The following is a 14,007-nucleotide window of genomic DNA, read 5'->3' on the forward strand; positions in this document are numbered from 1 at the left end:
TTTTAAAAAAAGGGCGGTGAAGCCTAGAGTGCGCGGGACTAGCCCCTTTCGGGGCCGGTCCTCACTTCAAGTTAAGTTGCTTTTTAACTCCCTGAACAAGTCCTGTTTTAAGTTCCTTGCTAGGGTGCCTTGGTAGGAAACTCGTTTTGCCGTTCAGCCTGACTTTCGTGTGGTTAGTACCTTCTTCGAACGTCGCGCCTTGTTGCTTGAGCCACCTAACAAACTCACTCTGCTTCACCGCACCTCCTTTCGTTTTGTGATTCGATGTAAAGAAGTTTAATCAAATTTGTTTAATATATCAAGGTGTAATTAAACAATTTTGATTAAATATTTCTGTGTCTCCTCCAGCCCGCAAGGCTGCTTGCCCGCCCGGTATCCGGTAGCGGGCTTTTTTATTGCGTCTGCCTTCCGATACAAGACCTTGAGTGGGAACCGCCAGAGGCGGGACAGTTGGCAGGCGTAATGATTAGTTGTCCACAGGGTTGTCCACGAAATCTGTGGATAAGTGCGATTGAGTTCAAGCAAGAGGTGTGCGATGGCCGCGATTGAGTTCGATGTGCGCGTACCATTACGGACGATCTCGGTATTCGATATCAGGTTACGGCTCCTTATTGGAATAGTCTTGGTCATAACTTGCTGGTTGAAAGGCTGGAAGTCTAATGGCTGACATCTCTGATGTATTAGTGGTGCTGACTGCGCAGGCGGCGGCAGCTGTCTATCCGAACGGTACCGGGCAAGCATCGGTGGCTGGTTGTGATGTGCGGCTGTATCCAGGCTGGCCCAATGCGACGGCGCTCGATGCCGATCTGCTGGCTGGCAAGGTGCATGTGAGCGTGTATCCAACGCAGTCGGAGCGCAATGTGTCGCGGTATGACCGTCGCTGGCAGCCTCAGACGCGGAACGTGCCAACGATCACCCTGACTCAGACCGGGGCAAATGTAACGGTTGGCGGATTGATTCCGTCGCCATTCTTTTCTCAAAACTTGGCAATTCTGATTGGCGCCAACGGTTATACCTACCCGGTTCAGGCCGCCGACACGCTGACCACGATTGCCACCGCGCTTTCCCAGCAGATTCCGGGAGCAAGCAGCAGCGGGGCGGTGATTACCTTGCCGGCCGGGCCAACTCCAATTTTGCGGGTTGGCTCAACCGGCACCGCGATACAGGAGATTCGACGGCAAAAGCGACTGATGCAGGTCACGATCTGGGCACCTACGCCGACCTTGCGGGATAGTGTTGCGCAGGCGGTCGACGTCGCTTTGTCGACGCTAACGTTCCTGACGATGCCTGATGGCATGGGGGCGAGAATCATCTATCAGGATAGTCCGATGACTGATTCACTGCAGAAGGCGAAGCTTTACCGGCGAGACCTTCGTTACAACGTTGAATTTGCAACAACCAAGCAGATGAACACTGCCGAGGTAGTCGTCGGTGTCGTCACTCAACAAACCACCACGACCGGCGTTATTGCATCGGTCAAGACCTATTGAGGACTAGTTATGGCCAAGAAAGACGACGGCAGCACGACCACTGAAAGCCCAGGCTACACGCTGGTAGTTGCCCACCCATTCGGCGACTACGAGCGGGGCTCCGCAATCACCGATCCCGCGGAGATCGAGGCGGTAATGAGCGGCGAGAACGCTCACCACGTCCGAAAAGTGACCAGCTAAGCAAGTCACACACCAATACCAAGGCCGCCTGATTGGCGGCTTTTTCACTTGCAAGGCCACTCCTTACCGGGTGGCCTTTTTTATTGGAGCGTCGCATGACGATTTACCAAAGCGGGCAATTGAACCAAGCGGGCCTCTACGCACCTGGTCTCTATACTCAAGTGGTACCGCCCACAACATCCTACATTCAGGGCGTCAACAGCAACTTGCTGGGTTATGTCGGGATCGCCTCATGGGGGCCGGTCAATAGCCCGCAGTTGATCGGATCGCCAACCGATGCGCTGAATTATCTCGGCACACAGACAGTGCGTAAGCGCGATCTGGCAACAGCTGCAGCGATTGCACTGAGCCTCGGTGCAAACCAGATGTACACCGTTCGCGTGACTGATGGCACTGATACAGCTGCTGCCATTCCGCTTGTTGATACGGCTGGCACGCCGGTGACCGGTGCCACGCTGACCGCGTTTTACACCGGCATCGTTGGCAACACTATCACAGCCTCTATTGCCACGGGTACGCAAGCCAGCACTTATAAGCTGACGATTAACCGGCCAGGCTTTTCTGGTGAGACCTTTGACAACATCCCTGGTACCGGTGCGACGTTCTGGGCAAATTTGGTCTCGGCAGTCAATAACGGCATTTCCAACCAGCGCGGCCCGTCACAGTTGGTGATCGCCACTATTGGCACCTCGACTGCCGTACCGAATACCAGCAACAGTTACACGCTGACAGGCGGTACCGATGGCGTTACCTCGATTACCGATGCAATGCTCGTCGGCGCCGATGGCACCAGCACCACGCGGACAGGTATGTATGCACTGCGCGGCTCTGGCGTGATGACCGCCGCCCTGGTCGATCATACCGACTCCACTGCCTGGTCCACAATTCTGGCGTTCGGCTTGTCGGAGGGGATTTTCTTTGGCGCCGCTAGTGCGGTCGGCACTTCTGTATCCACCACCGGCACCAGCTTGAATACCGCTGGCGCCGACGGTTATGGCATCAAGATTTTTGCCGGTGACTGGGTGTACTGGAATGATCAGGTGAATAGTCAGCAACGCCTGCTATCGCCGGCAACGTTCTGGGCTGCAGTCCGCGCCAACCTGAACCCCAACGAATCGACCTTGAACAAGCCGGTGCTGGGCCTGATCGGCACTCAGCGCAGCGCGCAAAAGCTGCCATACAGCACCGCAGAGAAGGCAGCCGCAGCACAGGCCCGGGTCGACTACTTGGCCAATCCATCGCCAGGCGGGAATTACTTCAGCTTCCAGACTGACCGCAATGCATCAAGCGCGACGTCCCAGAACTCGGAAGCCTACACGACGATGACCAACTTCCTGGCGCTGTCGTTCCAGAACGCTTTTGGCTATGCGATCGGTAAAGATCAGACCCCAGATCTACGCAAGGAAATCACTGACGCTATTCAGGCATTTCTCTCTGACTTATGGCTGAACCAAGGCTACATCGGGGATGTGAACCACCCATCGACACCTCCGTACAGCGTTCGCTTGGATGCGACAAACAACCCTGATTCTCAAGTCGCACTGGGCGTAATGGCTGCCTACATCAAGGTCAAGTATTTCAGCATCGTCCGCGAGTTCGTCGTATCGCTTGAGGGCGGGCAGTCAGTCTCCGTACAAGTTCATTAACTCTTCGAGTGTGGTCTAGGTTGATCTCCGAAAAGCGGCGTGCACACCTGCGCCGCCTATCCTCACGCCTTATTTCAGGTGGGGAGTTAATTATGCAAGAACTAATGTTCCAAGACACAAGCCTGCGCCTGGTCGAGCGTGACGGAAAGCAATGGGTAGGAGCTGCGGATATTGCGCGCGCCCTTGGGTACGCGGAGCCGGGAAAGGTAACCCGGCTGTATGACCGACATAAGGCTGAGTTCAGTCAATCCATGACGCGACTTTTCGAGATGCCCACTTTGGGCGTCCCGGGTAATTTGCGGACGAAGACTCGATTCTTCTCTCTGCGCGGCGCTCATTTGGTCGCCATGTTTGCGCGAACAAGCAAAGGACAAGAATTCCGCCGCTGGGTACTGGACCTCATTGAGTCGCAGACCGACAAACACAAATCCTTGCTGCAGCTTTATTACGAGGCCAAGGCAGACGAGTTAGCACAAGAACGATTCGCTAGCCTCTGCGGAAGAGGGTTAAGCGAGCACAAGCGAGTTATGCCGCCGAAGCGCAACCGCGTTAATGAAATTCTCAGTCTGCTTCAACCTTCTTTGCAACTTACCTGACCCGGCCACGCGCCGGGTTTTCTTATTCTGGGCTGCCTTTGGGCGGCCCTTTTTATTTGGGGGGGCGCGAAAAGTGCGGCTAATTCCAATTTATGGCGGTGAAAAGGCGCTTGTAGATGATGAAGATTTTGAGCGTCTTTCGAAGTACCGGTGGCACCTCAACGATTCTGGCTACGCGGTTCGTTGTGACTACTCAAGCGGAACTCTGAAGAACATACGCATGCATCACGAGGTTGTTACTCGACAGGCAGGATTCGATATTGACCATATCGACGGTAATAGGCTGAACAACCAGCGATCAAATCTCCGTGAATGTACGCGCAGTCAGAACCTGCAAAACCAGTCAAAAAAGCGTGGTAGCACCTCCAAGTTCAAGGGCGTCTATTGGCTCAAGGCCAACAAAAAGTGGCGCGCAAAAATCCGCGTTTCAGGCAAGAGCAAGTGCCTTGGCCTGTACGCAAATGAGTCCGATGCAGCGAAGGCATACGACGCAGCAGCAAAACACTATTTCGGCGAATTCGCCTGTACCAATTCCTCAATGCGGAGCTAAATAATGCCACCATTAAACGGTTTTTCAGTTGGTCGCGACATTACGACCACCATCAGCACCACAGACGGGACTCTCTCGCCGACGCTGGTGACCAAGTTCACATCAAAGCAGGAACAGACCACCAAGAAGGTCAAGGGGCTGGACGGCATCACCCGAACCCTGATCTTTCCAGATGGTTGGACTGGTAGCTTCGACCTTGATCGCCAGGACAGCACTCTCGATGACTTCTTTGCAACTGCAGAGGCGAACTACTACGCTGGCCTGGATTCTTCCACTGCGACGATCATGCAGACAATCTCGGAGCCGGACGGATCGGTGAATCAGTACCAATACACTGGCGTCGTGCTGAAGTTTGATGATGCCGGCTCCTGGTCCACCGACAACACAGTTACCCAGAAACTCTCTTTCACGGCCGAGCGTCGTATCAAGGTGTCCTAATGGCAAACGTAAAGATCAAGCCGCAGCAGGCTGAAGAAGTGAAGAGCGTCGCAAAGCCAAATGAGTTCATTGTGACTGATTCAACAGGGCGTGAAATTACTTTGAAGAAGCCGAGTCCATTGGCGAATCTGGATTTCAAGAAGGCTCTCGGAAACAACCATCAGAACGTGCTGTATCTGGTTGAGGTCATGCCATTGGCCTACGTTGTGAAAATCGGCTCGGACCACGTTCCCATCCCATCCACGGAGTCTGAAATTCGGGCCCTCTACCAGCGTTTGGGAGAAGAGGGCAATGAGGCTGTTCAGCTGGGCGTTGCGGAGCACTTCTTCCCGAAGCAACAAGGGGATGAGAGCGAGTTAAAAAACTCCTAACGGACGCCACTTTGAACGAGTGCTTATGGCTCGTTTTCAATGGTGTATCAGCGTCCGTATCGTTTGGTTGCTCAGACCAAGATTTATCCGACTGGCTCGCGAAGAACGATGATCGCCGCCGCTGGATGGCAATTAAATTCTCAGAATTTCATGGCAATGAGTTTGATGTCGGCTCGATGTCATTTAAGGAGCGTCAGCAATGAGAGAGTTCAGTCTTCAATCATTCGCGCTCCAACTGGCTGTGATGGAGGTTGCGGTTCGTAAGCATGTCGAGAGGGGGCTTGAGCGCGTTGCTGCCAAAGTCGAGAAAACAGCCAAAGACGAAGTTGGGCACTATCTTGAGGCGGTTGGGCCGTTTCCAGCCTGGGAAGAGCTTGCAGAGAGTACAAAGGAAGATCGGGTAGCCAAAGGCTACACAGAAAATGATCCAGGACTTCGCAGCGGCGCCATGCGCGACTCCATCCAGCACAGTGTAGAGGGCTTGAATGCTCAGATTGGATCTGACGATGACAAGCTAGTATGGTTTGAACTCGGCACAAGCAAACAGCCGCCTCGCCCGGTGCTGGGGCCTGCTGTAGAACGTAACCATGAGGATATTGGAAGAATTTTGGGGCATGCCACCGTAACTGGGCTTCTAGGTGGGCAGTCTTTACCTGCACATCTTGAGTACGACCATGATGTTTAAGTCACTTCAAATCTTTGAGTTTTATCCCTCGTTTTTCAAGCATTTTGTGGATCAGTTGCCTGGTCGCCTCTGTAAATTCGGCCTCGAACTCGTCATCCAAAGGCGTATCGCGATTCGAATGACGGAGAAGAGAGGATTAATGAGCAAGTCCGCATCACGGGGCGAGGCTTGACGCTCATTGCTCAGCACTTGAATGAAGATGGAATTGGAATCTTCGGTCCGTCGACGCGAAAACGCGGGCAGCCGCCACAGGAAATGCACTGACTTGAACCCGCTTCGGCGGGTTTTTATTGGACAAGCGCAAAGAGAATCAGCACACCAAAGCCTATTGCGCCGATGCCTATTGCGAAAAGAAAAAACATTGCTATGCCGGTGATGACGTAGTCCGCGAAATGTGGCTTTTTTGAGACTTGGGGGCTGTAGCGCTGATGACGGCGGCTTTGATGTTGCGGGTATTGGATGCCTTTGACCCTATCAGCAAGCCATTCCTGGATGAGGTATCGAATGTTCATTTTGCTAGTTTGCACTCAGTAAATGAATAAGTATCAGTAGCTAGGCAAATCAAGTTCATTTTTTGGCCGCGACTGATTTCTTTTAATTGATTGTCTTGGTCATCTGCCATTGAAATTAACACTGGCTCCTGAACACTCAGACGATCGCCATTGGAAAACATGGTGACTGTAATTTTTACCAAGGTGTTGCTGTATTTTTCCGACGCCTTGGCGCGGTTCAGCGAGAAATCGTCCGCCACAGCTTCATAGCTTGTTTCAAGTACTGTAGTTGGCAATTTCTGTTCGCATCCTAAAATCGTCAATAACAGCGCGATTGATAAACACTTAATCCAAATTGTCATGTCTATTGAAGCCTATAAAATTGCCGTAAAGATTGCATTGACGGAAAACGTCACGCGTGGTCTGAACATGATGGCAGGCCATTTTAAGATGGTCAACAGGGACGCCGAGGCTCTTGAGAGCCGGATCGCATCTATCGGAAAGATGACCCTGCTGGGAGGCGGCCTTATTGCCGCGGGAACTGCGGGGTTGAAGCTCTTAGAGGGGCCACTCAATAAGGCGATGGAATATGAGCGTTACGTTGCCAACCTCCGGCAGATGGGGCTTGGCGACACTCAGTTAAGCGATGCGAAGAAATTCGTGTCAGCAACTGAGATCATCAACACATCCATGCTTGACCGTATGAAGGTATTTACCGAGGCTCAAGGCGCCTTTCGCGAATCCGGTAAGTCGGGTGCCGAAGCGCTTGAGGCCGCCAAGGCGATGACGCCGATTTTGGCAAATTTTTCCGTTGCATCATCTATGCTAAACGGTGATAAGCATGCAGCGGCTGAAATGGCAATGCGCAATCTTAATAAAACAGTCGAAACTTTGGGTGGCTTGGGCGATACAAAAAAAGCGACGGCAATTGCTGACGGGGTTTTCAAGGCGGTTCAGTCAAGCGGAAGAATGGTTAATGAGGCTCAGCTAAAGCAGTTCGCTACTATGGGTGGCTCGGCTACTAACCAGCAAAGTTATCAAACAATCTTTGCTGGGTTGGAGCCGATTATTGGGATGTTCGGCGGGAGTACCACGGCAACAGGCATGCTTACAGCATATAACCGGGTGAACGGGACAATGTCCATGCCGCCAAAGCTGTTGTTGTCGGAGATGATGCGTCTTGGCATGACGGATAAGACAGGGAAAAAGCAAACCGCCGAGTTGGCGCGCCTCCAGGCATCGGATGTAGTTAGCTATGCCCAAAAAATGATGCAGCTCTATAAAACACACGGGATAACCAAAGAAATCGATGTGGAGCGCGAGAATTCAATAATATTTGGACGTTCGGGAGCAAGAATATACAACAAGTTAATGTCGCAAATGCCTGTGCTGCAAGAATCAATGCACGCTTACGACAAGTCAAAAGGCGCGTCTGAAGTTGTAAACGATCCCGCGAACAAGGCTTTGATGGCGCGCCAGAATTTCCAGAAAAAATGGGAAGATTTACAGCTTGTATTGGGACAGGATGGAGGTTTGATTGATAAGGCGACCAAGGGATTGACCATGCTTGGATCGGCAATATCAAAAGTCACGACCTTTGCGAAAGAGCATCCACTACTCACGAAAATTGCGGTAGGTGGATTGGTGCTGGTATCTGCGCTTGCAATTTTGGCAGGGGGAATTGCCTTGGTGGTAGCAGTAATAGGCCTGATCATGACGCCTATTGGCGCTATAGTCGGTGGAATAGCGCTAGCAGTTGCTGCTCTGGTTGCTGCTGGTATCGCAATTTACGCTAATTGGGATACGATCAAGGCGAAGCTTGCCGCTGCTTGGGAGTCCATCAAATCCGGGATCGGAGCAGTTGCAGATTGGATTATCAACAAGTGGAATTGGATCAAATCTTTTCTCCCAGGTGGATCTGATACTCCGTCACCTAGCCAGGCGAGAGACACTATCCGGACCGCACCAGCTTCGGGGGCTAGCCAGCCAGCTGACGTCTATCTCGATGGGCAAAAGGTTGGCAATATCATGGCAAAGCGGATGGGCGCCGCAATGACTAGAGGTCTTGGCACTGGCTTCTTTGATGCGAATCTTGCTCTTCCAACACCCGCACTGAATCGATAGGGAGCGATATGCAACGAAATTGGGACTGCATCAGAGCAATTCTGCTAGCCATTGAAGGACTTGGTAATACGCAAAGCCATCTGGAAGCAAGTGCTGTTGATGGATACGATTCAGAAACAGTGTCGTATCACATACGGATGCTCATTGAGGCTGGATTGGTTGAGGGGAAATGCATTCAGGGGATTTCAGGACCGGTTATTTGCCATGCTAGTAGGTTGACATGGGAAGGCCATGAATTCCTTGACAAGATCCGATCAAATAGCGTTTGGAATAAGGTAAAAGGCATCGCCAGAGAGAAAGGCCTGTCAATGTCGTTCGATGTGATCAAAATGGCTGCAGTGCACGTGATCAGTTCCTTGCTCGGGTAATCTTCCTGGCATCAATAAGCCCTTGGGTGTAGCAGCCCAAGGGCTTTTTATTTGGGCAATTCAATTGGCAAACGTAATCCTCAAACTCGGTGATGTCGTCTTCGGCAATACAGAGGTCGGCACCATTCCGTTCGGCGGAGACCAAAAGCTGAACATCCACAGGCTGGTAGGCGGCAAGAGGGTGATTGATGCCATGGGCCCCGATCCGCTGCCGCCGGAGTGGTCAGGCATCTTTGTTGGCAGCCTGGCGCTAGAAAAGGCGCTCACGTTGCATCGAATGAAGAATGATGGCCGACCGCTAACGCTTACTTGGTCGGCAATGAGCTACTTGGTCGTAATCAAGACGTTCGTTGCCAACTTCGAGGCGCCATTCAATATCCCTTACAAGATTGTCTGTGAGGTGGCGGAGGACAGAACCGACCTGCCGCCAACGAATTCAGCCTTTGACGTCAATGAAGTCATGAGCGGCGACTTGACCAGTGCACAGGGGCTGTCTGACAGCATCGGTGACAGCACACTGTCAAGTCTGATGACCACGCTGAGTAGCGCAATTAGCGCGGTCTCGGACTTTGCCAAGGCTACCACCAGCACCATCAACAGCGTGGTGCAGCCGCTCAATGCGGTCAGGTCTCAGGTATCGATCTTGATTGCCTCGTCTGAGAATGTGCTAAAGAACGTGACGACGGTAGGCGGCCTGCTGCCAAATAATCCTTTGGCTAAGAGCGTCGCGAGTCTGACCAATCAGGTCAATTCAACGATCGCTGGCGGTCAGCTTGCACAGTTGAACTCGGTTCTCGGTCGGATGGGGGCCAATCTTGGCCAAGTCAATTCCAGCGTGAAGACGGCAACGGTGGCGGGAGGCAATCTATTTGATCTAGCGGCAAAGAACTACGGTACCGCCACCGGCTGGACGACAATTGCCAGCGCAAATGGAATTACTGACCCTGAATTATCCGGCGTGACAACGCTGAGCATCCCGGCAAATACAAACGACACTGGCGGCATCCTAGAAGCATAAACCTATGGCGACAAACACAACAACGCAGCTGTCACGGCAGCCGCGCGGGATCGTTCGTCTCAATGGGGCGGCAATTGAAGGTTGGACCAGCTTCGAGGTCAACAACAATAATTACTACTCGGCGGACACATTCCGGGTGGTGTTTGTTGCCAGTCTGCTGCCATCCGATCGGGATAAGGCATGGTTTTCAGAGCAAACCGACATGTATGTTGAGCTGTTCGCTGGCGAGCCTGCCGATCCGACGTCGTATAGCGCAGCGGAGTTGAAAAGCTGGATTTATGGGCAGGTTGACGAAATTTCGTTTGATCCGGTTGCCGGCACCATCGAAGTCAGCGGGCGCGATCTCACTCGGGTGTTCATTGACGCGAAGACAACGCAGAAATGGGTCAATCTGACTTCATCGCAGATTGCCGCTCAGCTAGCAACAAGCCACGGATTGACCCCGGTTGTGACAGCAACGACGACGAAGGCCGGCAAGTTCTACGAGATTGATCATTCGAGCATGGCTGATTCTCGCAGCGAGTGGGACATTCTTTGCTTCCTTGCTGCCAATGAGGGATTCATCGTGTATGTGCGCGGGCAGTCGCTTTACTTTGGGCCGCCGCCTGATGCAAATACCACGCCATTTCAGCTTATCTGGGTGGAGGATGCGAACGGCGGTTCTCCATCGGCAAATTTTGAGCAACTGATGTGCACTCGGACATTGACTGTATCGCGCGGTATCCAGGTGGTGATTCGGTCATGGAACGCCAAGCAGCAGAAAGGCTTTGTTGCTCAGTATCCAGCCAAGGCAAAGACAATTCAAGCGGGGCAGTCTGGTATCGCTGGTGGAGTGCAAATCTATTCCCGGATTGTGCCAAATCTCACGCAGGAGCAGGCCACGCAAATGGCACAAAAGCTCTATGCGCAGCTGGTACAGCACGAGATGAAGATTTCCTTCGAGATGCCACCAGATGATGCGCTGGATACGAACTCAGTGATTCAGCTTACGGGCACCGGTACCGCGTATGACCAGCTGTACTACCCGGACTCGATTACCCGGGCAATGTCGTTTGATGGTGGCTGGACCATGCATGTGACAGCAAAGAATCACTCACCAGAGTCAGAGGTGCAGGCAACATGAGCGGCTACGATAATTTGAGTAATGCGGTGCGCGCCCAGGCAGCGCTCGGGCAAAACAATTTGTCATTCCCACGTTGGGCGACGATCAGCAGTTATGACCCGAATACACCAGCAGTCAAGGTGATGATCCAGCCTGAGAATCAGGAAAGCGGCTGGATGGCGCTGGGCGCTGTCGGGGTCGGATCTGGGTTCGGGGTGGCAGTTGGCCCTGGCATCGGTGATATGGTGCTGGCAGTATTCCCAGAGGGGGATTTCAACTCGGGTGCGATCATTGGTCGGTTCTGGTCGACGTTGAACCAAGCGATTGCGGTGCCAAGCGGCGAGGTGTGGCTGACTCACAAGTCGGGTTCATTCGCCAAGTTGGTTGCTAGTGGCGACGTCGACGTGTCGGCGACTGGCAATGCGAACGTCAATGCGGGTGGAAATATTGCAGCATCCGCAAGTGGAAATATAACGGCGTCTGCTAGCGGCAGCATCAGCCTGACCGGGACAACGATCACGCTTAACGGCGCGATCGCTCTGAATGGCCCGATTTCGCAAACCAATACTGCTGGCGGCTCTACAGCAGCATCACTGATCGGGCCGCTTACTGTCACCAATGACGTGACTGCAGCAGGTAAATCGTTGTCGACCCATACCCACCATGAAAACGGAGCAGGAAATAACACGAGTGCTCCCAATTAAGGCTTCCCATGTTCGATTTGCATCATTACTACGGATCTGACCTTGAGGTGTCGGCGACTGGGGATTTGCTGGTCGCTGATGCCACGACCACCGGTGAGCAGCGCTGTTATCGACGGTTATTGACCAACCCTGCCATGACGGACAGCGCAGGGAACGTCACGGCTTCGCCTGATTACACATTCGCTGTGGACTACGGTGCTGGCATTGGGCGGCGCGTCGGATCGCCGGTCGATCTGCCGGAGATAACAGCACTGATCAAGGCGCAAATGCAGCTGGAATCCGGTGTATCGCAGTCTCCGATTGCCCCTGACGTCGAACTCATTTCCAGTGGGGAGGTGTTGGGGGCTGTAATCCGCTACACCGACGCCAATACCGGGCAACCGGTCATTCTCAATTTTGACGTGAGCCAGTAATGCAGACCTATTCGTTTAATCAGATCGTCCAAAACTTCGCGACGGCGGTGCAGGGCAGCACGTCAAAGTTAGTGAATTTCGGTACCGGCTCGGTACTTCTGGCAATTGCCCAGGCGATGGCTGGGGTAGGGCTTTGGCTGCAGGGAATGATACTCACCTTGCTTGCAGTGACCAGAGCGTCGACATCAAGCGGTACTGATTTGGACACATGGCTAGCCGACTTTGGATTTACGCGTTTAGCGGCAAATGCCTCCTCGGGCCAGGTTATCTTTGCGAGGTACACGCCGACCGCCCAGGCATTTATCCCAGCTGGGACTTCCGCGACCGTCCAAAGTGCCGACGGGAGCGTGCAATTTGCCGTTCTCGCAGACACGACCAATACTGCATATAACGCGACCCTTGGCGGGTATGTGCTGCCAGCGGGGCAAGCAAGTATCAGCGTGACCGTCCAGTGTTTAACTGCCGGATCTGTCGGCAATGTTGCTGCAGGCGCTATCAGTTCGTTGGTGGTTGCGATTTCCGGCGTGGATACGGTGACCAACGCAGTCGCCTTCACGAATGGCTATGACGCTGAGACCGATGCGGCAGCGCGATCACGCTTCATTCTGTACTTGGCAGGCCTGTCAAAGGCGACTCTGGCTGCAATTGGATCAGCAATTCTGTCGGTGGAGCAGGGGCTAACCTATAAAATCATTGAGAACCAGACATTTACCGGCACAACACAGGCTGGCCTGTTGACGGTAGTGGTCGATGACGGTACCGGAGCGCCTTCCTCAACGCTCAAAAGCAGCGTTGCTGCAGCTGTCGAGTCTACGCGCGCCGCCGGGGTTACATACGGGGTCTATGGGCCAACGCTGCTGACGGCTACTGTAGTGATGACGATTACGACATCAACAGCAACTGGCGCGCCTTCGCACTCCGCCGTTGCCGCGATTGTCCAGGCCGCGATTCTGTCCTACATCAACAGCCTTGCAATGGGCGTATCGCTCCAATACAGCTACCTTGCAACGATTGCCTACAGCGCATCGTCTTACGTGACCAACGTAACCAGCTGGACGCTCAATGGCGGCACATCTGACCTGACTGCGACCGGCGTGCAGGAAATCAAATCTTCCTCTGTAACGGTGAATTGATGGCTACGGGCGACAGCAGCAATATTTTTGCGAGGCTACGCAGTTATCTGCCGGCTGGATGGTTCCCCGATTCTGCGCCGATTCTGGCCGGTGTGCTGTCAGGGATTGCTTCGGTACTCTCGGTCTCATACGGATTGTTCATCTATGCCAAAGCGCAGACAAGGATTCTGACTGCGACGGACGGGTGGCTTGATCTGATTTCGTATGACTTTTTTGGATCAAATCTGCCGCGAAAGACAGGTGAGACAGACGCGGCTTTCCTGGCGCGCATCCGAGCAAATCTGTTTCAGGAGCGCGCAACGAGAAAGGCCTACACAACTGTTCTGACGACGCTTACAGGTTATGCGCCAATCATCTTTGAGCCGGCCAACCCATACGATACAGGGGCGATGAATGCTTCCACTTCAGCTGGATTCTGTGGTGTCGGTCGTATGGGCTCAATTGCAATGCCTTATACGGTGCTGGTCACTGCATACCGGCCAAAGTTGCAAGGCGCATCGATGGGCATGGGATTCGCAGACGCGCCGAAGATAACGGCAATGAATACGCCACTATCAACCTCATATAACGGATCGCTTTCAAACTACACCAGCGCCGCCAGCGACGCCGACATCTACGCCGCTGTCAATGCGACTCGGGCCGAAGGAATAACGGCCTGGGTCGCAATCACGAACCACTCATAACGCAATACAACCCAC

19 protein-coding genes are annotated in these 14,007 nt (G+C 53.2%); 16 read left to right on the forward strand and 3 right to left on the reverse strand.

Annotated elements, in window-relative coordinates; all coding sequences use genetic code 11:
* Positions 1–61: 61 nt before the first annotated feature.
* Positions 62–238 (reverse strand): type II toxin-antitoxin system HicA family toxin, encoded by a 177-nt coding sequence (locus FHW66_RS12665; protein WP_183380175.1) that lies wholly within the window; start codon positions 236–238, stop codon positions 62–64.
* Between the two features lie 421 nt (positions 239–659).
* On the opposite strand from FHW66_RS12665, the gene FHW66_RS12670 reads away from it, so the two are divergent.
* From FHW66_RS12670 to FHW66_RS12705, 8 genes are all read left to right on the forward strand, one after another.
* Positions 660–1,490: a hypothetical protein gene (locus tag FHW66_RS12670; RefSeq protein WP_183380176.1), complete on the forward strand. Its 831-nt coding sequence runs from the start codon at positions 660–662 to the stop codon at positions 1,488–1,490.
* A 9-nt stretch (positions 1,491–1,499) separates the two neighbouring features.
* Positions 1,500–1,670, forward strand: a complete 171-nt coding sequence (locus tag FHW66_RS12675; protein ID WP_183380177.1) for a hypothetical protein — start codon at positions 1,500–1,502, stop codon at positions 1,668–1,670.
* Between the two features lie 95 nt (positions 1,671–1,765).
* Positions 1,766–3,316 (forward strand): phage tail protein, encoded by a 1,551-nt coding sequence (locus tag FHW66_RS12680; protein WP_183380178.1) that lies wholly within the window; start codon positions 1,766–1,768, stop codon positions 3,314–3,316.
* Between the two features lie 92 nt (positions 3,317–3,408).
* On the forward strand, positions 3,409–3,912 hold the full coding sequence (locus FHW66_RS12685) for a BRO family protein (protein ID WP_221197000.1): 504 nt from the start codon (positions 3,409–3,411) through the stop codon (positions 3,910–3,912).
* On the forward strand, positions 3,869–4,462 hold the full coding sequence (locus tag FHW66_RS12690) for an HNH endonuclease (RefSeq protein ID WP_183380179.1): 594 nt from the start codon (positions 3,869–3,871) through the stop codon (positions 4,460–4,462). The genes FHW66_RS12685 and FHW66_RS12690 overlap by 44 nt, the downstream gene beginning before the upstream one ends.
* 3 nt (positions 4,463–4,465) lie before the next feature.
* On the forward strand, positions 4,466–4,900 hold the full coding sequence (locus tag FHW66_RS12695; RefSeq protein WP_183380180.1) for a hypothetical protein: 435 nt from the start codon (positions 4,466–4,468) through the stop codon (positions 4,898–4,900).
* Complete coding sequence (locus FHW66_RS12700; protein ID WP_183380181.1) at positions 4,900–5,271, forward strand: hypothetical protein; 372 nt, start codon at positions 4,900–4,902, stop codon at positions 5,269–5,271. The genes FHW66_RS12695 and FHW66_RS12700 overlap by 1 nt, the downstream gene beginning before the upstream one ends.
* A gap of 199 nt (positions 5,272–5,470) precedes the next feature.
* Positions 5,471–5,956, forward strand: a complete 486-nt coding sequence (locus tag FHW66_RS12705; RefSeq protein ID WP_183380182.1) for a hypothetical protein — start codon at positions 5,471–5,473, stop codon at positions 5,954–5,956.
* Between the two features lie 287 nt (positions 5,957–6,243).
* Here FHW66_RS12705 and FHW66_RS12710 read toward each other — a convergent pair whose 3' ends face one another.
* Together FHW66_RS12710 and FHW66_RS12715 are read right to left on the reverse strand one after the other, a co-directional pair.
* Positions 6,244–6,468, reverse strand: coding sequence for a hypothetical protein (locus tag FHW66_RS12710; protein WP_183380183.1), 225 nt, complete (start codon positions 6,466–6,468; stop codon positions 6,244–6,246).
* On the reverse strand, positions 6,465–6,809 hold the full coding sequence (locus FHW66_RS12715) for a hypothetical protein (RefSeq protein ID WP_183380184.1): 345 nt from the start codon (positions 6,807–6,809) through the stop codon (positions 6,465–6,467). The genes FHW66_RS12710 and FHW66_RS12715 overlap by 4 nt, the downstream gene beginning before the upstream one ends.
* Here FHW66_RS12715 and FHW66_RS12720 point away from each other — a divergent pair.
* The 8 genes from FHW66_RS12720 (at position 6,808) to FHW66_RS12755 (ending at position 13,992) form a co-directional block, all read left to right on the forward strand.
* Positions 6,808–8,571, forward strand: coding sequence for a hypothetical protein (locus FHW66_RS12720; RefSeq protein WP_183380185.1), 1,764 nt, complete (start codon positions 6,808–6,810; stop codon positions 8,569–8,571). The genes FHW66_RS12715 and FHW66_RS12720 overlap by 2 nt on opposite strands.
* A gap of 8 nt (positions 8,572–8,579) precedes the next feature.
* The gene (locus FHW66_RS12725) at positions 8,580–8,939 is read left to right on the forward strand and encodes a DUF2513 domain-containing protein (protein WP_183380186.1); all 360 of its coding nucleotides are present in this window, start codon (positions 8,580–8,582) and stop codon (positions 8,937–8,939) included.
* Between the two features lie 64 nt (positions 8,940–9,003).
* A complete protein-coding gene (locus FHW66_RS12730) occupies positions 9,004–9,957 on the forward strand; it encodes a hypothetical protein (protein WP_183380187.1) in 954 nt (317 codons plus the stop codon).
* Positions 9,958–9,961: 4 nt separating this feature from the next.
* Positions 9,962–11,080 carry a hypothetical protein gene (locus tag FHW66_RS12735; RefSeq protein WP_183380188.1) on the forward strand — a complete coding sequence of 373 codons (1,119 nt, stop codon included), beginning with the start codon at positions 9,962–9,964 and terminating at the stop codon, positions 11,078–11,080.
* The gene (locus FHW66_RS12740; protein ID WP_183380189.1) at positions 11,077–11,763 is read left to right on the forward strand and encodes a phage baseplate assembly protein V; all 687 of its coding nucleotides are present in this window, start codon (positions 11,077–11,079) and stop codon (positions 11,761–11,763) included. The genes FHW66_RS12735 and FHW66_RS12740 overlap by 4 nt, the downstream gene beginning before the upstream one ends.
* A gap of 8 nt (positions 11,764–11,771) precedes the next feature.
* Complete coding sequence (locus FHW66_RS12745) at positions 11,772–12,176, forward strand: phage tail protein (RefSeq protein WP_183380190.1); 405 nt, start codon at positions 11,772–11,774, stop codon at positions 12,174–12,176.
* Complete coding sequence (locus tag FHW66_RS12750; RefSeq protein ID WP_183380191.1) at positions 12,176–13,309, forward strand: baseplate J/gp47 family protein; 1,134 nt, start codon at positions 12,176–12,178, stop codon at positions 13,307–13,309. The genes FHW66_RS12745 and FHW66_RS12750 overlap by 1 nt, the downstream gene beginning before the upstream one ends.
* Positions 13,309–13,992: a hypothetical protein gene (locus FHW66_RS12755; RefSeq protein ID WP_183380192.1), complete on the forward strand. Its 684-nt coding sequence runs from the start codon at positions 13,309–13,311 to the stop codon at positions 13,990–13,992. Before FHW66_RS12750 ends, FHW66_RS12755 begins: the two co-directional genes overlap by 1 nt.
* Positions 13,993–14,007 lie beyond the last annotated feature (15 nt).

Origin of the sequence: Herbaspirillum sp. Sphag64 (genome assembly GCF_014192645.1) — a bacterium.
GTDB lineage: Bacteria > Pseudomonadota > Gammaproteobacteria > Burkholderiales > Burkholderiaceae_D > Herbaspirillum.

Excerpts from the sequence above, each read along its gene's own strand:
- FHW66_RS12670 (WP_183380176.1), top strand. The coding sequence starts at position 660 with ATGGCTGACATCTCTGATGTATTAGTGGTGCTGACTGCGCAGGCGGCG.
- FHW66_RS12675 (WP_183380177.1), top strand. The coding sequence starts at position 1,500 with ATGGCCAAGAAAGACGACGGCAGCACGACCACTGAAAGCCCAGGCTAC.
- FHW66_RS12680 (WP_183380178.1), top strand. The coding sequence starts at position 1,766 with ATGACGATTTACCAAAGCGGGCAATTGAACCAAGCGGGCCTCTACGCA.
- FHW66_RS12685 (WP_221197000.1), top strand. The coding sequence starts at position 3,409 with ATGCAAGAACTAATGTTCCAAGACACAAGCCTGCGCCTGGTCGAGCGT.
- FHW66_RS12690 (WP_183380179.1), top strand. The coding sequence starts at position 3,869 with ATGAAATTCTCAGTCTGCTTCAACCTTCTTTGCAACTTACCTGACCCG.
- FHW66_RS12695 (WP_183380180.1), top strand. The coding sequence starts at position 4,466 with ATGCCACCATTAAACGGTTTTTCAGTTGGTCGCGACATTACGACCACC.
- FHW66_RS12700 (WP_183380181.1), top strand. The coding sequence starts at position 4,900 with ATGGCAAACGTAAAGATCAAGCCGCAGCAGGCTGAAGAAGTGAAGAGC.
- FHW66_RS12705 (WP_183380182.1), top strand. The coding sequence starts at position 5,471 with ATGAGAGAGTTCAGTCTTCAATCATTCGCGCTCCAACTGGCTGTGATG.
- FHW66_RS12710 (WP_183380183.1), bottom strand. The coding sequence starts at position 6,468 with ATGAACATTCGATACCTCATCCAGGAATGGCTTGCTGATAGGGTCAAA.
- FHW66_RS12720 (WP_183380185.1), top strand. The coding sequence starts at position 6,808 with ATGTCTATTGAAGCCTATAAAATTGCCGTAAAGATTGCATTGACGGAA.
- FHW66_RS12715 (WP_183380184.1), bottom strand. The coding sequence starts at position 6,809 with ATGACAATTTGGATTAAGTGTTTATCAATCGCGCTGTTATTGACGATT.
- FHW66_RS12725 (WP_183380186.1), top strand. The coding sequence starts at position 8,580 with ATGCAACGAAATTGGGACTGCATCAGAGCAATTCTGCTAGCCATTGAA.
- FHW66_RS12735 (WP_183380188.1), top strand. The coding sequence starts at position 9,962 with ATGGCGACAAACACAACAACGCAGCTGTCACGGCAGCCGCGCGGGATC.
- FHW66_RS12740 (WP_183380189.1), top strand. The coding sequence starts at position 11,077 with ATGAGCGGCTACGATAATTTGAGTAATGCGGTGCGCGCCCAGGCAGCG.
- FHW66_RS12745 (WP_183380190.1), top strand. The coding sequence starts at position 11,772 with ATGTTCGATTTGCATCATTACTACGGATCTGACCTTGAGGTGTCGGCG.
- FHW66_RS12750 (WP_183380191.1), top strand. The coding sequence starts at position 12,176 with ATGCAGACCTATTCGTTTAATCAGATCGTCCAAAACTTCGCGACGGCG.
- FHW66_RS12755 (WP_183380192.1), top strand. The coding sequence starts at position 13,309 with ATGGCTACGGGCGACAGCAGCAATATTTTTGCGAGGCTACGCAGTTAT.